At 69.5% G+C, this 18,086-nt stretch carries 15 protein-coding genes; 6 read left to right on the top strand and 9 right to left on the bottom strand.

What is annotated here, in order from left to right; genetic code table 11:
• Nucleotides 1-54 precede the first annotated feature (54 nt).
• Nucleotides 55-582: an ester cyclase gene (locus ABD747_RS18905; RefSeq protein ID WP_344807477.1), complete on the top strand. Its 528-nt coding sequence runs from the start codon at nucleotides 55-57 to the stop codon at nucleotides 580-582.
• Here ABD747_RS18905 and ABD747_RS18900 read toward each other — a convergent pair.
• The 3 genes from ABD747_RS18900 to ABD747_RS18890 form a co-directional block, all read right to left on the bottom strand.
• Nucleotides 539-1,771 (bottom strand): sensor histidine kinase, encoded by a 1,233-nt coding sequence (locus ABD747_RS18900; protein ID WP_344807475.1) that lies wholly within the window; start codon nucleotides 1,769-1,771, stop codon nucleotides 539-541. The genes ABD747_RS18905 and ABD747_RS18900 overlap by 44 nt on opposite strands.
• On the bottom strand, nucleotides 1,768-2,433 hold the full coding sequence (locus tag ABD747_RS18895; protein WP_344807473.1) for a response regulator transcription factor: 666 nt from the start codon (nucleotides 2,431-2,433) through the stop codon (nucleotides 1,768-1,770). The genes ABD747_RS18900 and ABD747_RS18895 overlap by 4 nt, the downstream gene beginning before the upstream one ends.
• 202 nt (nucleotides 2,434-2,635) lie before the next feature.
• The gene (locus tag ABD747_RS18890; protein ID WP_344807471.1) at nucleotides 2,636-3,262 is read right to left on the bottom strand and encodes a TetR/AcrR family transcriptional regulator; all 627 of its coding nucleotides are present in this window, start codon (nucleotides 3,260-3,262) and stop codon (nucleotides 2,636-2,638) included.
• 99 nt (nucleotides 3,263-3,361) lie between these two features.
• Between ABD747_RS18890 and ABD747_RS18885 the strand changes: the two genes are divergently transcribed.
• From ABD747_RS18885 to ABD747_RS18870, 4 genes are read left to right on the top strand one after another with little or no spacing between them, the layout of a single operon-like run.
• Nucleotides 3,362-4,984, top strand: a complete 1,623-nt coding sequence (locus ABD747_RS18885) for an HlyD family efflux transporter periplasmic adaptor subunit (protein WP_344807469.1) — start codon at nucleotides 3,362-3,364, stop codon at nucleotides 4,982-4,984.
• A 20-nt stretch (nucleotides 4,985-5,004) separates the two neighbouring features.
• Complete coding sequence (locus ABD747_RS18880; protein WP_344807467.1) at nucleotides 5,005-5,838, top strand: HlyD family secretion protein; 834 nt, start codon at nucleotides 5,005-5,007, stop codon at nucleotides 5,836-5,838.
• The gene (locus ABD747_RS18875) at nucleotides 5,835-7,508 is read left to right on the top strand and encodes a DHA2 family efflux MFS transporter permease subunit (RefSeq protein ID WP_344807465.1); all 1,674 of its coding nucleotides are present in this window, start codon (nucleotides 5,835-5,837) and stop codon (nucleotides 7,506-7,508) included. Before ABD747_RS18880 ends, ABD747_RS18875 begins: the two co-directional genes overlap by 4 nt.
• A 22-nt stretch (nucleotides 7,509-7,530) precedes the next feature.
• Nucleotides 7,531-9,774, top strand: coding sequence for an exo-beta-d-1,3/1,6-glucosidase (locus ABD747_RS18870; protein ID WP_344807463.1), 2,244 nt, complete (start codon nucleotides 7,531-7,533; stop codon nucleotides 9,772-9,774).
• 100 nt (nucleotides 9,775-9,874) lie between these two features.
• Here ABD747_RS18870 and ABD747_RS18865 read toward each other — a convergent pair whose 3' ends face one another.
• The 6 genes from ABD747_RS18865 to ABD747_RS18840 all read right to left on the bottom strand — a co-directional run bounded on the left by ABD747_RS18865 (nucleotide 9,875) and on the right by ABD747_RS18840 (nucleotide 16,603).
• A complete protein-coding gene (locus ABD747_RS18865; protein WP_344807461.1) occupies nucleotides 9,875-10,837 on the bottom strand; it encodes an LLM class F420-dependent oxidoreductase in 963 nt (320 codons plus the stop codon).
• Entirely contained in the window at nucleotides 10,834-11,895 is a 1,062-nt protein-coding gene (locus ABD747_RS18860; protein WP_344807459.1) for a LacI family DNA-binding transcriptional regulator, read from the bottom strand. Before ABD747_RS18860 ends, ABD747_RS18865 begins: the two co-directional genes overlap by 4 nt.
• Before the next feature lie 42 nt (nucleotides 11,896-11,937).
• A complete protein-coding gene (yjfF, locus tag ABD747_RS18855; RefSeq protein WP_344807456.1) occupies nucleotides 11,938-12,957 on the bottom strand; it encodes a galactofuranose ABC transporter, permease protein YjfF in 1,020 nt (339 codons plus the stop codon).
• Nucleotides 12,957-13,985 carry an ABC transporter permease gene (locus ABD747_RS18850; RefSeq protein ID WP_344807454.1) on the bottom strand — a complete coding sequence of 343 codons (1,029 nt, stop codon included), beginning with the start codon at nucleotides 13,983-13,985 and terminating at the stop codon, nucleotides 12,957-12,959. The genes yjfF and ABD747_RS18850 overlap by 1 nt, the downstream gene beginning before the upstream one ends.
• Nucleotides 13,982-15,523 (bottom strand): sugar ABC transporter ATP-binding protein, encoded by a 1,542-nt coding sequence (locus tag ABD747_RS18845; protein ID WP_344807452.1) that lies wholly within the window; start codon nucleotides 15,521-15,523, stop codon nucleotides 13,982-13,984. The genes ABD747_RS18850 and ABD747_RS18845 overlap by 4 nt, the downstream gene beginning before the upstream one ends.
• An 87-nt stretch (nucleotides 15,524-15,610) precedes the next feature.
• Nucleotides 15,611-16,603 carry an ABC transporter substrate-binding protein gene (locus ABD747_RS18840; RefSeq protein ID WP_344807450.1) on the bottom strand — a complete coding sequence of 331 codons (993 nt, stop codon included), beginning with the start codon at nucleotides 16,601-16,603 and terminating at the stop codon, nucleotides 15,611-15,613.
• Between the two features lie 362 nt (nucleotides 16,604-16,965).
• Between ABD747_RS18840 and ABD747_RS18835 the strand changes: the two genes are divergently transcribed.
• Complete coding sequence (locus tag ABD747_RS18835) at nucleotides 16,966-18,003, top strand: methylenetetrahydrofolate reductase (RefSeq protein WP_344807448.1); 1,038 nt, start codon at nucleotides 16,966-16,968, stop codon at nucleotides 18,001-18,003.
• The last annotated feature ends 83 nt before the right edge of the window (nucleotides 18,004-18,086 follow it).

The following is an 18,086-nucleotide window of genomic DNA, read 5'->3' as shown; positions in this document are numbered from 1 at the left end:
ACCATAGGGGGAACCGCAGAGCGGCGCAAGAGCCGCTCGGGAGAGGAGTGAAGGTTGTCCACCACCGTCGATGCCGGCACCGCCGAGCGCCTGGTCCGCGAGCAGTTCGCGATCATCGAGACCGGGCGGCTCGAGCTCGCCGAGCACAACGTCACGCCCGACTTCGTCAATCACCGCTCCATCACCGAGCCGCCGGCCGCGCGCGGTCGCGGCCCGGGCGCCCTGCAGGCGACGGTGCGTTGGCTCCGGACGGCGTTCACCGACCTGGAGTTCGAGCTGCACCGGTTCGAGCTGGTCGGGGACACCGCGATCGCCTGGGTGACCCTGTACGGGCGGCAGACCGGTGCGTTCGTCGGGCACGACCCGGACGACGGGTCGGTCACCGACGTCTTCCCGGCGACCGGCCGGTCGTTCGCCACGCGGCAGGTGCACTGGTTCCGGATCGCCGGCGACGGGATCGCCGAGCATGACGCCGTCCGTGACGATCTCGGCCTGGCCCGCCAGCTCGGCTGGGTGCCGCCGCGACCGGCCTACGTGATCAGGATGCTGCTGGCGCGACGGCGCGCACGGGCCGGGCGCTGAGCGGCAGTCGCACCTCGACGACGGTGCCGTGCGGGTCGGCCGGGCCGAAGTCGATCGAGCCGCCGGCGGCCTCGATTCGGATCCGGCGCGAGGCCAGGCCCAGGTGGCCCTCGCCCAGCCGGGCGTCGAGGTCCACGCCGGCCATGCCGCGCCCGTCGTCGGCGATCACGAGCCGGGCGGTGTCGCCCGTCCGGCTCAGCCCGATCCGGACCGTGCGCGCGCCGGCGTGCTTGACGACGTTGGTCAGCAGCTCGCGGGTGGTGGTGAGCAGCAGCTCGTCGGCGTCGGTGCGCAGCCCGTCGTCCCAGTCCGCGCTGTCCAGCTCGATCCGGAACCGGCCGCGGGCCCGGAACGTCTCGATCGTGTCGCGCAGGGCAGGCAGCAGGCCGGCCGTGTCGAGCACGGCCGGATGGAGCTGGCTCATCGTCGAGCGCAGCAGCCGGGTGGCCTCGCCGAGGGCCTGATCGATCCGCTCGGCGGCCTCGGGGTCGCCGTCGACGGCGTCGTCGAGCTCCTGGCGTGCGCCGAGGACGTACTGCAATGCACCGTCGTGCAGGTTCTCGGCCAGGTCGCGCTGCTCTCGCTGCTGCAGGGTCACCATCTCCTCCAGCAAGGCGTTGCGGTCGGACAGCAGCCCGGCGATGGTCTCGACCCGGGAGCGCTGCAGCCGCGACAGCAAGATCGCGCCCAGGCCGACCGAGGCCAGCATCGCGGTCCGCAGCAGGACGTAGGAGATCGGCTCCTCCGACACGTGCCGGATCAGCAGCCCGGAGACCAGATAGACCAGCACGGCCGGCGCGATCACCACCACGCACACCACCGGGTTGAGCTGGGCGGCGGCCATCACCGGGATCAGGAAGAAGCCGTTGATCAACAGGTACGGGGTCCAGGACACGCTGGCGGAGCTGTCGGTGATCAGGGTTAGGGCGGCGAGGGTGGCGACGTCGACGAACAGGGCGAGCCAGGACAGCCGCTCGGCGCGCTCGTACCCGCCTCTGGTCAGCGCCCCCACGGCAAGCGTCCAGACCAGGTAGCAGCCCACGATCACCCAGCACACGATCCGGTGCTCCACCGGCGGCTCGGTGATCAGGACCGCGACGAAGAAGCCGACCAGGATCAGCCGCAGCAGCCGGCGGATGCCGGCGCCGCGGCGGGAGTGCTCGGCCAGCAACGCGCGAGTGGCGCTCACTCCAGCAACCCTCGCCGCATCCCCTCGGCGACGGCGGCCGCGCGGTCGGAGACCCCGAGCTTCTCGTACAGCCGTTGGGTGTGGGTCTTGACCGTGCTCGCGCCGAGGTAGAGCTCGGCGGCCAGCTCCGGAATCGACAGGCCGCGGGCGAATCCCTGCAGCACCTGCCGCTCGCGCTCGCTCAGCACGGGTCCGCTGTGCTGCGCCCGGAGCCGGATCTGGTCGGCCAGGCCGGCGGTCAGCTCGGGCGGCACGACCGTCTGGCCGCGGGCCACCTGGAGCACGGCGTCGACGATCTGCGCGCGGCGGGAGTCCTTGGACAGATAGCCGTTCGCGCCCTCCTGGAGGGCCTGGAAGACCACCGCGCTGTCGGTCAGCGCGGACAGGATCAGGGTCTTGGTGCCGAGCCCGTCCCGGGTCACCGCCCGCACCACGTCCAGCCCGTCCAGGTCGGGCATCTGATAGTCCAGCACGGCGACGTCCGGCTGGGCGGACCTGATCAGCTCCAGGCCCTCGCGGCCGTCCCCGGCCTCGCCGATCACCTCGATCTGACCACTCTGCCGCAGGCCGCGGATCAGCCCGTCACGGAAAAAGGGGTGGTCGTCGACGACCACCACCCGAGCGCCCGGCCTGGCTTGGGTCGTACGTCCGCTGTCGCTCATGCTGCCTCCCGGCCGGTCCCGTGGGTCGAAGGGCTCGGCGGATCGGCGCCCCTCGGTCCAAGTCTGGACGACGCGGCTCCAATCTCACTGGAATCCGCCTGATCGAGCGCGCGCCGTGGACCCAGGGCGCCGGATGGCCGACCCGCTTCGGCCTTCGACGTCGACGTCGCGCGCCCCCGTCCTGATGCCCGACTGCCGACGCCTACCCGCCGATCGCCGAGTAGCGCTCCGATCGGTCCGCTCCGGCGCCGAGCGCCGTGGTGACCGCGTCCAGATACTCCTCGGCGCTCATCCAGCCGAGCAGGCAGCGGTTGGCCAGAAAGCCCTGGCACATGATCAGGCAGGCGCCGGCGACCCGGGTAGCGAGTTCGCCGCCGTCACCGCCGGCGGCCGCGTCCGCCCAGGGGCGCAGCGCCCGCTCCAGACTGGCCCGGAGCTTCTCGATCTGCTCGACCAGGACGGCGTGCAGGTCGTCGTCGACGATCGCCTCGCTCCAGAACTGCAGGATGACCGGCAGCGGCGGCCGGTTCTCGTCGAACATCGATGCCAGCAGGGGCCGCATCAACTCGGCCGGGGTGTGCACCCCCTCGCTCGCGGCCAGCGTCTCGAGTCCTTCGATCCGCCAGGCGAACAGCCGGTTGGCGAGATAGCGAGCGAGCGCGGCCTTGTTCTCGAAGTTGACATAGATCGCGCCAATCGACAGCCCGCACTCCTCGGCGATCTCGGCGATCGAGGTGTCGGAGATCCCGTTCCGCTTCAGCACGCGGAGAGCCGCGTCGGCGATCTGGTCGCGGCGGGCCTGCCGGTGGGCGTCGGTGACTCGCGGCATGACAAGGACTATATCGGCTAGCTATGCTCAACCAGAACGACCATTCGTTTTAGGAGTCTCGATGTCCGACCTTCGGGTCCCTTCCTCGGGGTGGGCCGCATGACGGGAGCGGTACGACCCCGTCGTCTCGCCGCTGTCGGCGCACCCCTGGTCCTGCTGGTCGCGGTGGCGGCCTGCTCCACGCCCAGCGCGGTCGCCGCCAACACCGGCACGGTCAGCCGGGGCGATGTCACGGCCGGCGTCTCGGCCAGCGGCGCCCTGTCCGCGATCGGCACCGAGAACCTGGGCTTCGCCACCGGCGGCAAGCTGACCTCGGTCCGGGTGAAGGTGGGTGACAAGGTGACGGCCGGCCAGACGCTCGCCACGGTGGACGCGACGGCGGCCAAGGCGACTCTGGCCCAGGCCGAGGGCAACCTGAAGGCGCAGCAGGCCGGGCTGGACCGGCTGATCAGTGCGACCACGGTGAGCGGCGCGCAGAACACGGTGAGCCAGGCCAACGCGGTCGTCTCGGCGACGCAGTCCCAGGTGGCGGCGACCGCCGACGCCGACGACGCGGCGATCAGCCGGGCGAAGACGCAATTGAGCACCGACAAGGACGCTCGGGACCAGGCCGAGAGCGCGCTCGCGTCGCTGAAGGCGGCCTGCAAGGCGGCCTCTAGTGGCGCGGCCAGCGCCAACGCCGCTGTCGGCACGCTCGCCCAGCAGGCGCTCGCCCAGCTGCAGTCGGGCGACTCCGCGGGCGCCAAGGCGACGTTGGCCCAGCTCAACGCCCAGCTGGGCAGCACGGCGAGTGCCGGCGACGCCTCGGCCTGCACCGAGGTGATCACGGCCCAGTCGGCCGTCAGCGCGGCGAAGCAGAAGGTGGTGGCCGACCAGACCGCCCTCGTCGGGGCCCAGCAGAAGAAGAAGGTCGACGCGGCAGCGGGGAAGCTGGCGATCGCCAACGCGAAGCAGGGCGCCGTGGCCGCGCAGAACGGACTGTCCGCCAGCTCGGCCGATCGGCCGCACGGCATCGACCAGCAGCAGGCGATGGTGGACGGCGCCGAGGCGGCGGTGCGCAGCGCCCAGAAGCTGGTCGACGACACGACCCTGACCGCGCCGAGCGACGGCACCGTCGAGGCGATCAACGGCAACAAGGGCGAATACGTCGGGCCGAGCACCGCGACCACCGCTCAGGCGCCGGGCAGCTCCGCGGCCATCCCGGGTGCGGCTGCCGCGGCGGCCGCACCGACCGGTGCCAGCCGGCCGGGTGGAACCCAGTTCATCGTGCTGTCCGACGTGAGCAAGCTGCAGCTGGTGCTGCCCTTCGAGCAGTCCGACGCCGCGCAGCTGAAGCCCAACCAGAAGGTGGACATCTCCTCCGACGGGGCACCGGACGCCACGCTGACCGGCCACGTGGTCTCGATCGCGCCGTCGGGAACGGCGGCCTCGGGCACGATCAGCTACTACGCGACGGTCGCCCTGGACCGGACCGATTCCCGGCTCCGGGACGGACAGACCGCCCGCGCCACCGTTCGGACGGTGGAGAAGGACGGCGTCCTCAGCGTGCCGAACGCGGCTGTGCACCGGAACGGCGCGACCACCACGGTCATCCTGCTAGCTGCCGACGGTTCGCAGCAGGCCGCTCCGTTCGAGGCCGGCGTGGTCGGCTCCGACCTGACCGAGGTTCTCTCCGGACTCAGCGAGGGACAGCGCGTCGTGCTGCCCTCGGGTGCGTCCTGATCAACGGGGAAGTGATGTGAATGTCTGAGCAGGCGACACGCGAGGCGGCGCAGGGCACCGCGCCGGCCGAGACCGGCCCGCAGCCGGCGGGTCCCGAGCAAGCGGCCCCCGAGCCGGCGGCCCCCGAGCAGGCGGGCCCCGGGCAGACCGGTGCCGGGCCGGCCGGCGCACCGGCGGCACCGGCCCCGGGCCGGCGCTCACTCAAGCGCGGCACCAAGATCCGGCTGGCGGTGATCGGCGGCATCGCGTTGGTCATCGCGCTGGCCTTCGTCATCTACTACGTGGTCGACTCGCGGAACTACGTGACCACCAACAATGCCCAGATCGACGGCAACCAGATCTCGATCAACGCGCCGGCCACCGGCACTCTGATCGACTGGAAGGGTCAGCAGGGCACCCAGATCAGCAGCTATCAGCCGGTGGGCCGGATCGCGATCCAGGCCGGCTACTCCCAGCCGCAGATGGTGATCCGTGCTCCGGGCGCCGGCACGATCGCGGTCAACAACGGGGTCGAGGGCGCATTCGTGACCGCGGGCACCCAGCTCGCGGTCGCGTACGACGGCGCCGGCGTCTTCGTCACCGCCCGGGTGGACGAGACGCAGATCGACGCGGTCCACCCCGGCGAGTCCGCCAAGATCGAGGTGGACGCGTTCCCGGACGCCCACCTGACCGGCCACGTGAGCGAGATCAAGACGGGCGCGGCAGGCGTATTCTCACTGTTCGGGCAGTCCAACACGACGGGCAACTTCCAGAAGGTGACCCAGGTGATCCCGGTGAAGATCACGATCGACGATCTCGACGGGCTGCCGCTCGTCCCGGGCATGAACGTCACGGTCAAGATCCACCGCGGGTGAGCACCGACACCGCCGGCCCCGTGTCGGCAACCTCCGTCGACACCGGCGCGGCGCCGGTGGCTGACGTGTCGTCGCCGACGGTCCGGACCGGACCGTCGAACGGGGCCGGCCCGAGCGCCGCCGGCCCGAGATCCGGCGCGGCGCCCGCCTCGCCGCCGGTGAGTGCGGCCGCCCCTGCCGCGCCGTCGACCGAGATGGCGCACTGGGTCGTCCCGCTCGCGGTCCTGATCGCCGGCATGTTCATGTCCATCCTGGACACCAGCATCGTCAACGTCGCGGTCGCGACGATCCAGACCGAACTCGGTGGCAGCACCTCGCAGGTGCAGTGGATCTCGACGGCGTACTCGTTGGTGCTCGGCGTCGTGGTCCCGGCGAGCGCCTGGCTCGGGAACCGCTACGGGCTGAGCCGGGTCTACATGTTCGCGCTCGCCGCGTTCGCGATCGGCTCGGCCCTGTGCGGCGTGGCCTGGAGCCTGAACAGCCTGATCGCGTTCCGGATCATCCAGGCGATCCCCGGCGGGCTGCTGCCGGCGATCACCTTGACCATGGTCTACCGGATCGTGCCGCGCAAGAAGATCGGCACGGCGATGGGGATGTACGGCCTGGGCATCATCTTCGCGCCGGCCATCGGACCGGCCCTGGGCGGCTACCTGGTCGAGTACGTCAACTGGCGGCTGGTCTTCTACATCAACGTGCCGGTGGGCATCGCCGGTCTGATCGCGGCGATGGTCGCGCTGCCGCGCTTCCCCGCCGTCAAGACCGAGAAGTTCGACGTCTGGGGCTTCGTCACCGTGGCCACCGGACTGGTCGCGCTGCTGCTCGCCTTCTCCGAGGGGTCGTCCTGGGGCTGGACCAGTTATCGGATCCTGATCCTGATGGCCGGTGGTCTGATCTGCCTGGCGCTGTTCGCGGTGATCGAGCTCGAGGTGGACCATCCACTGCTTGATCTGCGGGTCTTCAGGTTCCGGATGTACAGCATGTCCCTGGTCGTGATGAGCATCATGATGACGGGGATGTTCGCGACCCTGTTCTATGTCCCGCTGTTCCTCCAGTCTGCGCTGGGCTACGGCGCTCTGCAGGCGGGTCTGTTGATCCTGCCGCAGGCGCTCGTGATGGGCTTTCTGACCCCGATCTCGGGTCGGCTGTACGACAAGATCGGTCCGCGCTGGCTGGTGTTCACCGGGCTGCTGATCGCTGCCTACGGCACCTACTTGCTGACCGGAATCGGTCCCGACGTGACCCGCGGAGAGATCATCGGGTGGATGTGCATCCGCTCGATCGGCGTGGGACTGTCGATGATGCCGATCATGACCGGCGGCATCTCGGCACTCCCGCATCAGCTGACCACCACGGGTAGCGCGATCAACACGGTCGCGCAGCGGGTCAGCGCGGCCCTCGGCCTGGCGGCACTGACCGTGCTCGCGACCACCCAGCAGGCAGACCTCGCGGCGAGCCGGCTCGGTGCGGTGATGCCGGCCCAGGCGGGGCACATGGGCACCACCGGGCTCTACGCCGTCTACCAGCAGATCCACGTCGCGGTGTTCGCCCAGTCGTTGTCGAACGTCTTCCTGGTCACGTCGATCCTGACCCTCGTCGCCGCCTTCGTCGGTCTGACCCTCCGCTCGGGAGCACAGCACCACGACGGCGACGCCCCGGCGATGATGGAGTAGCCGGAGCTGTAGGGTCCGGCACGTGAGCGACGACGCCCCCTACCTCGATCCGAATGCACCCGTCGAGGATCGGGTCGCCGACCTGCTGGGCCGGATGACGCTGCCGGAGAAGGTCGGCCAGATGCTCCAGCTCGACGCCCGGCAGGATCTCGCCGACGTGGTGAACGGGCGCCTCGCCGGGTCGATGCTGCACGCCTCGCCGGACCGGATGCTGGAGGCGTTGGAGCTGGTGCGTCGCAACCGGCTGCCGATCCCGTTGCTGACCGCCGACGACTGCATCCACGGGCACTCCTTCTGGCCCGGCGCGACGATCTTTCCCAGCCAGCTGGCGATGGCGTGCAGCTGGGATCCGAATGTGATCGAGCGGGGCGCTCGGGTGGCCGCGGCCGAGATCGCGGCCACGGGCATCCACTGGACCTTCTCGCCGGTGCTCTGCATCGCCCGCGACCTCCGCTGGGGCCGGGTCGACGAGACCTTCGGCGAGGACCCGCACCTGATCGGCGAGCTGGCCGCGGCGATGATGCGCGGTTACCAGGGCGACGGCCTGGACGACCCGACCGCGGTGCTGGCCACCGCCAAGCACTTCGCCGGCTACTCCGAGACCCAGGGCGGTCGCGATGCCAGCGAGGCCGACCTCAGCCGGCGCAAGCTCCGGTCGTGGTTCCTGCCTCCCTTCGAGCGGGTCGCCCGCGCCGACATCCGGACGTTCATGCTCGGCTACCAGTCGATGGACGGGGTGCCGATCACCGCGAACCGCTGGCTGATCAGCGACGTGCTGAAGGGGGAGTGGGGGTTCACCGGGCTGCTGGTCACCGACTGGGACAACGTCGGCCGGATGGTCTGGGAGCAGAAGGTGTGCGCCGACCTGGTCGAGGCGGCGACGCTGGCGATCAAGGCGGGCAACGACCTGATCATGACCACGCCCGGATTCTTCGAGGCGGCCCAGGAGGCGGTCGCCCGCGGTCTGGTCGCCGAGGCGGAGATCGACGAGGCCGTCCGGCGGATTCTGCGGGTCAAGTTCGAGCTGGGTCTGTTCGAGGATCCGCGGCCACCGAGCGCGGACCGGCAGCGAACGGTGATCGGCTGCGAGGAGCACCGCGCGCTGAACCTGGAGACGGCGCGGCGCTCCCTCGTGCTGCTGCGCAACGACGGCACGCTGCCGCTACCGCACAGCGGTGGGCCGCGCACGATCGCGGTGATCGGTCCCAACGCCGACGATCCGCATACCACCCTCGGCGACTGGGCCGGGGCGTCCGGGCAGGTGGACTGGATGCCCGACGGCCATCCGCGCGACACGGTGCAGACCGTGCTGGACGGCTTCCGGGCCGTCGCTCCCGCCGACTGGACGATCACGTACGCCCGCGGCGCCGGGATCGCCGGACTGGAATGGGACCCGGACGCCAAGCTGCCCGACGGCCAGCCGGTGCCACCCGCGTTCCACCCGGAGGCTCCGGACCCGGCGCTGATCGCCGATGCCGTGGCCGCGGCGAGCGCCGCCGACTACGCGGTGGTCGTGGTCGGCGACAACATCGTGCTCAGCGGCGAGGTGCGCTCGACAGCGACCCTGGAGCTGCAAGGCGGTCAGCTCGCGCTGCTGGAGGCGTTGGCCGCGACGAGCACGCCGATGATCGTGGTGCTGGTGCAGTCCAAGCCGAGCACCCTGCCCGACTCGGTGCTGAACGCCGCCGCGATCGTCGAGGCGTTCAACCCCGGCATGCGCGGTGGTCAGGCGGTCGCCGAGCTGATCTTCGGGCTGATCGAGCCGAGCGGTCGGCTGCCGATCAGCTTCGCCCGGCACGTGGGTCAGCAGCCGACGTACTACAACCAGATCCGCGGCCAGCACGGCGACCGGTACGCCGACCTCACCCAGGAGCCGCTGTTCGTCTTCGGCGAGGGGCTGAGCTACACCACGATCCGCTACCAGGACCTGACGGTGGAGGCGGACGAGCTCTCGCCCGGTGCGACGGTCCGGGCGAGCGTATGGCTCACCAACACCGGGACCCGCCCGGCGCTGGAGACCGTCCAGGGCTATGTCAGCGACCTGGTCACCAGCGTCACCTGGGCGGAGCAGGAGCTGAAGGCGTTCGTCCAGGTGCTGGTGCCGCCTGGCGAGTCGGTCGAGGCCGCGCTCGAGATCCCGGTCGCCGACTGCACCCTGGTCACCCCGGACGGCGACCGGGTCGTCGAGGCCGGCGAGTTCGAGCTTCGGGTCGGCCCGAGCTCGGCCGCGGCGAGGTCCCTGACCACCCGCTTCCGCGTCGCCTGACCCAGGCTCACCTCCCGGAAACTGTGCTGCTCTCGCAGCGACACGCCGGCCGAAACTGCAACACCTGCACAGTTTCCGCGGGGATGGAGGCGGGTCGGGCTCAGGATCGGGTCGGCACCAGCGGGGCGAGCGTCTCGGCGAGCAGGCTGACCCGGCCGTCGACGTGGCCGTTGGCCGGGGCGTTCACCACGATGCCGTCGAGCCCGGCGGCGAGCAGCCCGGCGACGCCCTCGGCCACCTCATCTGGTGTGCCCACCAGCCCGGCCCGGGACCGCTCGGCCACCATCGCCGGCTTGTCGGCCAGGAACTCCTCCAGCTCGGCCACCGCCTGCTCGTGGGTCGGCGCGATACAGACCGAAGCGAGATAGGAAACCGTGATCTCCGACCGGTCGCGGCCAAGCCGTTCGCAGTGCTCGGCCAGAGCCTCCAGCTTGCGCGGGATGTCCGGCGGCGCGCAGATCAGGTTCGACTCGTCGGCATACTGGGCCACCATCCGCAGCGTCTTCTTCTCCCCGCCGCCGCCGATCATGATCGGGATCCGGCCGACCGGAGCGGGGGAGTTGATCGCGTCCCGCACCCGATACCACTGTCCGTCCAGGCTCGGCCGCTCGCCGCGGAGCATGCCGATGACGATGTGGAGCGCCTCCTCGAGCTTCTCGAAACGATCGGTGAACGTGCCGAACTCGTAGCCGAGGGCGTCGTGCTCGAACTCGAACCAGCCGGCGCCGATGCCCAGCTGTGCCCGGCCGTGGGACACCACGTCGAGGGCGGTGAGGATCTTCGCCAGCAGGGTCGGATTGCGATAGGTGTTCCCCGTCACCAGCGACGACAGGCGAACCCTCGAGGTGTGCTGGGCGAGCGCGGACAGCAGCGTGTAGCACTCGATCATGGCCTGGTCCGGGTGGCCGAGCCCGGGTAGCTGATAGAAGTGGTCCATCACGAACACCGTGTCGAAGCCGCCCTGCTCGGCCGCGACAGCCTGCCGAACGACAGCGTCGAACAGGGTCGAGGAGTCGATGCCTGGGTAGGTGAAGTTCGGGATCTGGTAGCCGAGTCGCGTCACGTTTGCGACCCTACGCCCGTGCGCGCGGCTCGCGACCGAGGTGCCGGTCCCGCCCGGCCCGCCGACTCGCGCTCGACGAGTTGCGGAAGCCGCGGTGGAATGCTCGGCGTACGGCCGTCCAGCGCGTCCAGCACGGCCGCCATGAGGTCGTGGCCCAGTTCGTCGAAGTCCTGCCGGATCGTGGTCAGCGGAGGGGTGAGGTGCGCAGCCTCCGGAATGTCGTCGAAACCGATCACGCTGACCTCCCGGGGAACGTCGACGCCGGCGACCGTCAGCGCGTGCAGCGCACCCAGGGCCATCTGGTCGTTGGCCGAGAAGATCGCGGTGAAGTCGCGATTCGCCAACGCCTGGAGCACCAGGCGATAACCGCTGTCGGGGCTCCAGTCACCCACCAACGGATAGGCGGAGACGAGCCGGTGCTCGGCCAGCACGTCGCGCCAACCCCGTTCCCGCTCGCTGCCGTCGACCGAGTCGGGCGGCCCGGCGAGGTGCACGATCGACCGGTGGCCCAGAGCCACCAGATGCTCGGTGGCCAGCCGGGCGCCCTGGTACTGGTCGATCGAGATGATGTACGGGCCGGCACGCCGGCTCGCGTCGACCGCGACCAGCGGCACGTCCAGCTCGATCCGGTTCGCCTCGTCCAGCATCCCGCGCCGGTCACCGACGAGCACGATCGCTTCCACATGCTGCCCGAGCAGGCTCTCCACCGCCGCGCGGAACGAGTCAGGGCTCGCCTCGAACACGCTCGAGATGCTGACTGTGTACTGCGCCGCCCGGGCAGCGGTGGTGAAGGCGAGAACCGTGCTCGACGGACCGAAGTCCGGCGAGCCCGGCATGATCAGGCCCAGGTTGCGGGACCGTCGGGTGACCAGGGCCCGAGCCGCGGAGCTCGGCCGGTAGCGCAGCTGCCGGATCGCCTCCTCCACCCGCTGCCGGGTGGCCGGACGTACCGACGGATGGTCGTTCAGGACTCGGGACACCGTCTGATGGGACACGCCCGCCAGGCGGGCGACATCGAAGATGTTCGCCGCCCGCGCCCTCGGTTCGTCCGTGCTCACCCAGCTCCTGTCCACCTGTCGGTTGTCATCCTCTCAGCGCCGCTAGTCCCGCCTCGACGTGAGCAGACGTTGCAGGATGATGAACACCAGCAGCAGTCCGCCGATGAAGATCTTGGTCCACCACGAGCTGAGTGTGCCCTCGAACGAGATGATGGTCTGGATGGTGCCGAGCACGAGCACGCCGAGCAGCGAGCCCAGCACGAAACCGTAGCCACCGCTGAGCAAGGTGCCGCCGATCACCACGGCCGCGATGGCGTCGAGCTCAGTTCCGATCGCGGTCAGGCTGTAGCCGGAGAGGGTGTAGAAGCTGTACAGCAGGCCAGCCAAGCCGGAGCAGAAGCCACTGATCACATACACCGCGACCTTCGTCCGGCCGACCGGAAGACCCATCAGCCTGGCCGACGCCTCGCTGCCACCGAGGGCATAGACGGTACGTCCGAACCGGGTCCGATGCAGCACGAAGGTGGCCACGATCAAGGCGATGATCGCCAGCAGCGCGCTGGGTGACAGATCGAAGCCGCCGGGCAGCGGCAGCTGGGTCTGCGCCATCGTGACGAAGAAGGGATCGTCGATCGAGATCGATCGATTGCTGATCACATAGCACAGTCCGCGGGCCAGGAACATGGCTGCCAGAGTGGCGATGAACGGCTGCACGCCGAAGACATGGATCATCAGCCCGACCAGCAGGCCGAGGGTGCTGGTGACGACCAGGATCAGCGGGATCACGACACCCGGCGACCAACCGCCGGCGAGCATCGCGGCGGCGATCATCGTGGACAGCGCGACGACGGCCCCGACCGACAGGTCGATGCCGCCGGTCAGGATGACAAAGGTCAGCCCGATCGCGAGCACGATCAGATAGGCGTTGTCCACGAACAGGTTCAGCACGACCTGCGGCGAGGCGAAGCCGGTGTAGCGCACGCCACCGATCACGAAGATCACCACCAGCAGCGCGGCGGTCACCAGCACCGGGCCGTACTTCGGGCTGATCAGCGGCTTGCGGACACTGTCCAGCACCACGCGCGTACGCGAGGGGGTGCGGACCGCGGTGCTGGTTGCCATCACGCCACCGCCTGCGGACCGGTGGCGACGGCGCGGTGCCGCCAGGATCTGATCGCGGCACTGGTCCTCGGCGACTGGAGCAGGCAGACCGCCACCACGACCGCGGCCTTGAACACCATGGTCGCGATCGGCGGGATCCCCACGGTGTAGACGGTGGTGATCAAGGTCTGGATCACCAGCGCACCGACCAGGGTCCCGGCCAGCGAGTAGCGGCCGCCGGCCAGCGACGTGCCGCCGATCACGACCGCGAGGATCGCGTCGAGCTCGATGAACAGGCCGGTGTTGTTGGCGTCGGCCGCCGTCTGGTTGGCGGTGAGGACGAGCCCGGCGATGCCCGCGCAGACCGCGGAGAAGATGTAGACGCCGATCAGCAGGCCGCGGGCACGGACGCCGGCCTGTCGGCTGGCCTCCGGGTTGATGCCGACCGACTCGATCAGCATGCCCAGCGCGGTCTGCCGGGTCAGCAGGGCGGCGGCGGCGAAGATCACCGCGGCGAGGATCACCGCGATCGGGATCCCCAGCAGGAAGCCCGAGCCGAGCGCCTTGAACGGCGGGCTGTTCACGGTCAGGATCTGGCCCTCGGTGATCAGCATCGCCACGCCTCGGCCCGCCGTCATCAAGATCAGAGTGGCGATGATCGGCTGGATGCCGAGCAGCGCGACCAGCGTTCCGTTCCAGAGCCCCAGCACTACCGAGACGACGAGGGACACCGCGACGGCGACCGCAACCGTCGAGAGCGAGCCGGGATCGGGCGAGCCCAGGATGATGGAGCAGGCCAGTGCGCCGGAGATCGCGCAGACTGCACCGACCGACAGATCGATCCCCCGGGTCGCGATGACGAGCGTCATGCCCACGGCGACGATCATCGTGGGCGCTCCGTTGCGGAGGATGTCGACCAGGCTCCCGAACAGGTGACCGTCCTTGATCTCGAGGTGGAAGAACCCCGGAAAGGCGATAACGTTGATCGCGAACAGCACCACCAACATGGCGACGGGCCAGAACAGTCGACTGGTCACGAGCCGGATCATGCCGGCACCTCCTCTGGTGTGTTGCCGTCGGCGATGACGGCCAGGACGTCGGACACGCCGAGATCGTGGTTCACCAGGTCGGCGATCTTGCGCCGGTCGCGCAGGATCGCCACCCGGTGGCTCAGCCGGAGCACCTCCTCGAGCTCGGCCGAGATGAAGATCACCGACATCCCGTTCGCCGCGAGGTCGGCGACCAGCCGTTGGATCTCGGCCTTGGCCCCGACATCGATGCCGCGGGTCGGCTCGTCGAGGACGAGCAGTCGCGGAGCCGTGGCGAGCCAGCGCGCCAAGAGCACCTTCTGCTGGTTTCCACCGGAGAGGTTGCGGATCAGGGCGTCCGGGTCGGCGGGACGGATGTTCAACGCCTCGATGTAGCTGGCCGCGAGCTCGTCTTGGCGACGCCGGGGAATCCGGCGGAACCAGCCCCGGTCGGACTGGAGCGCGAGCACGATGTTGTCCCGGACCGAGAGATCGGCCACGATGCCCTCCGCCCGGCGATTCTCCGAGGAATAGGCGATCCGTTCTCTCAGGGCCTTCCGGGGTGAGCGGAACCGGCGCTGCCGCCCGTTGACCCGGAGCTCCCCGCTGTCGGCGGTATCGACGCCGGCGAGAATCCGGCCCAGCTCCGTGCGCCCGGAGCCGAGCAGGCCGGCCAGCCCGACGACCTCACCCTCGTACACGTCGAGGTCGACGGGCTCGATCGAACCGCGCCGGCCCAGTCCGATCGCCCGGACCAGCGGTCCGGCCTCGTCCTCGGCCTCGCCGGCCGCGGACTGGGTGCGGCGCTCGATCTGATCCAGTACGGCGATCTCCTTGCCGATCATCTTGTGCACCAGCTCGATCCGGAGCAGCTCGTCGGTGCGGTAGTTGCCCACCAGCCGTCCGTTGCGCAGCACGGTCAGCCGGTCGCTGATCTCGTACACCTGGTCGAGGAAGTGGGAGACGAACAAGATCGCGACGCCGGACTCCTTGAGGGACCGGATCACCCGGAAGAGCTCCTCGACCTCGCCCGCGTCGAGGCTGGAGGTGGGTTCGTCCAGCACGAGCACCTTGGCCCGCACGTCGATCGCCCGAGCGATCGACACCAGTTGCTGCACCGCCAGCGAGTGTGACCCGAGCAGCGACCCGGGATCGATGTCCAGGTTCAGGTCACGGAGCAGCTCCCCGGCATGGCGGCGCATGGCTCGCCAGTCGATGCCGCTCCAGCTCCGCCGCTCCCGGCCGAGCATGATGTTCTCGGCCACGGTCAGGTTGGGGAGGAGATTGACCTCCTGGTAGACGGTGCTGATGCCCGCCGCCTGAGCCTGGGCCGGGCCGTCGAAGCTGACGTCGTGGCCGGCCACCACGATCCTCCCGCTGTCGATCGGGTAGACGCCCGTCAGGGCCTTGATCAGGGTGGACTTCCCGGCGCCGTTCTCGCCGAGCAGTGAACACACCTCGCCGGGATAGAGCCGGAAGTCGACGCTCTCCAGCGCCTGCACCGGAGGGAAGGCGATCGAGATCCCGGTCATCTCGACGACGGGGGCCGATTCGCTCATCGTTGAGTCCTCTCCTCGAACCCGTCTGCCGGACGGACCAGGAGCTGGTCCGTCCGGCAGAACGATCTCACCTGCGCGCAGGTCTGGTCAGTATTGGCGACTCGGCAGTGCCTCTTTTGCCTGCTCAGGCGTGAACGTCGTCTCCTCGGTGACGATCCGCTTCTCGACGCTCTCGCCCGCCTTGACCTTCTTCACCACGTCCATCAGCTGTGGGCCGAGTAGCGGAGAGCACTCGACGATGAAGTTGATCTTGCCGTCCGAGAGCGCCTGCATGCCGTCGTGTACGGCGTCCACGGACACGATCGTGATGTCCTTCCCGGGCACCTTGCCGGCGGCCTCGATCGCCTCGATCGCGCCCAGCGCCATGTCGTCGTTGTGCGCATAGATCATGGTGATGTCCGGGTTGGACTTCAGCAGCGCCTCGGTCACCTGCTTGCCGCCGGCCCGGGTGAAGTCGCCGGTCTGCGAGGCCACGATCTTGAGCTTCGGATCGGACTTGATGACGTCCGCGAAGCCCTCGGCCCGGTCGATGGCCGGTGCGGATCCGGTGGTGCCTTCGAGCTGGGCGATCTTCACCTCGCCCGACGCGTTCGCGAAGTTCTTGACCGTCCACTCGCCGGCCTTCTTTCCCTCGGCGATGAAGTCGCTGCCGAGGAAGGTGACGTAGAGCGACGTGTCCTGGGAGTCCACCGACCGGTCGGTCAGCACCACCGGGATGCCGGCGTCCTTGGCTTCCTTCAGCACGGTGTCCCAGCCGGACTCGACGACCGGCGAGAAGGCGATGACATCGACCTTCTGCTGGATGTAGGAGCGGATCGCCTTGATCTGGTTCTCCTGCTTCTGCTGAGCGTCGGAGAACTTCAGGTTGATCCCGGCGTCCTTGGCCGAGTCCTGGATCGACTTGGTGTTCGCCGTACGCCAACCGCTCTCGGCACCGACCTGAGCGAAGCCGAGGGTGATCTGGTCGTTGCCGCCGCCGCCGCTGCTGGCGGTGTCGCTGCCGCCTCCTCCGCAGGCGGTCGCGGCCAGGAGCACGAGCGACGCAGCAGCGATGCCGAGCGTCTTTCTGAGTGCGGTCACGAGGTCCTCCTCCTTGAGTGTCGTGTGCCCAGTCGCCCCGCGACCGGACCCGGCGGCACCGCCGGGCTCGTTCAGAATGTTAGGGTTAACATTCTGCCGGCGCAGCAAGGTTTGATAACAAACCGGTAACGATGTGAGCGCTCACTTCTCGGATCTCGACGCATGCGAAAGATGGCTGTAGCGAGAAGATCTAACTGCTTAGTCGCAGATGTGAGGGCTCATTCGGAAGGCTATGCCAGGCGCCTCCGCCAGCGGTCAGCCGGCGTTGCCGGCCGGTGTCAGCGGTCTCTGAGATGAGCGCTCACAATCGCTGAGCAGGCGACCCGGTGCCGCGAGTGATAGCGATGGAATTGACTGGCCGGGTGACGAGCATCGATCCGGCGCGATCGCCGCGGCGCTCTCTGAGTGAGTTGATCCGCTCGCGTGCCGACGGCATCCTGCTCTTCGGCATCACGCCGCCGAAGGTCGGCGCGACCCCGGAGCGGATGGCCGAGATCGCCGAGGTGACCTTGCGGCGGCTGGCGCCGCTCGACCTCGACGGGCTCATCCTCTACGACATCGACGACGAGAGCGAGCGGGTCGATGAAGATCGACCGTTCCCGTACCTGCCGACGGTGGATCCAGCTCGGTTCGCGACCGGCTATCTGGCCGGCTGGCTGCGACCGCTGATCGTCTATCGCTGCGTCGGCAAGTACACCGAGGTCGAGCTGGCTCACTGGCTCGCCTCCGCTTCGCCGTCGGACCTGCTGACCGTGTTCGTCGGTGCCTCGTCGAGCTCTCAGCCGGTCCGGACGGATCTGAGCAGCGCGCAAGCGTTGCGCCGGTCGGTCCGGCCGGAGATCCTGCTCGGCGCGGTGACGATCACGGAACGGCACACGACCCGCGGCGACGAGCATCTGCGCATGATCGCCAAGCAGGCGAGCGGTTGTGCCTTCTTCGTCTCGCAGGTCGTCTATGACGTCGACGCGACCAGGACGCTGCTGTCGGACTACGCCGGCTCCTGCGCTGACCGCGGGATCGCGCCGCTGCCGGTGATCTTCACCCTGTCGATCTGCGGCTCGTTGAAGACCCTGGAGTTCCTTGAATGGCTCGGCGTGGTGGTGCCTCGCTCGCTGGAGCACGACCTCCGGTGCGCAACCGACCCGCTGTCGGTCTCGCTCGACCAGTGCCGACGAGCCGCTGACGACCTGCTGCGATTCGGTCGGCGGCTCGGGGTTCCGGTCGGCTTCAACGTCGAGAGCGTGTCGATCCGCAAGGTCGAGATCGAGGCGGCCGTCACGCTCGCGGGCCAGCTCCGCACGCTGCTGGACGACGGTGCGGTGGCCGACAGCGGGCCCGGTTCACGAGCTTCGAGCGCGACGAGATCCTCCGCGTGGTCGGCCGACCGGGAATCTCGCTGAAGAACGCCGCGGCCGAGCTGGGCATCTGTCGCGGCGCCCTCGATCGCAGGATCGCGCAGTACGGCATCAGCGCGCGCCGCCCC

Origin of the sequence: Microlunatus ginsengisoli (genome assembly GCF_039537205.1) — a bacterium.
Classification (GTDB): Bacteria; Actinomycetota; Actinomycetes; order Propionibacteriales; family Propionibacteriaceae; genus Microlunatus; species Microlunatus ginsengisoli.
Note: the sequence above shows the minus strand (reverse complement) of the source record. Positions and strands in the feature narration are given on the sequence as shown.

Coding starts and splice junctions, on each gene's coding strand:
- ABD747_RS18895 (WP_344807473.1), bottom strand. CDS start 2,433: ATGAGCGACAGCGGACGTACGACCCAAGCCAGGCCGGGCGCTCGGGTG.
- ABD747_RS18890 (WP_344807471.1), bottom strand. CDS start 3,262: ATGCCGCGAGTCACCGACGCCCACCGGCAGGCCCGCCGCGACCAGATC.
- ABD747_RS18885 (WP_344807469.1), top strand. CDS start 3,362: ATGACGGGAGCGGTACGACCCCGTCGTCTCGCCGCTGTCGGCGCACCC.
- ABD747_RS18880 (WP_344807467.1), top strand. CDS start 5,005: ATGTCTGAGCAGGCGACACGCGAGGCGGCGCAGGGCACCGCGCCGGCC.
- yjfF (WP_344807456.1), bottom strand. CDS start 12,957: ATGGCAACCAGCACCGCGGTCCGCACCCCCTCGCGTACGCGCGTGGTG.
- ABD747_RS18850 (WP_344807454.1), bottom strand. CDS start 13,985: ATGATCCGGCTCGTGACCAGTCGACTGTTCTGGCCCGTCGCCATGTTG.
- ABD747_RS18845 (WP_344807452.1), bottom strand. CDS start 15,523: ATGAGCGAATCGGCCCCCGTCGTCGAGATGACCGGGATCTCGATCGCC.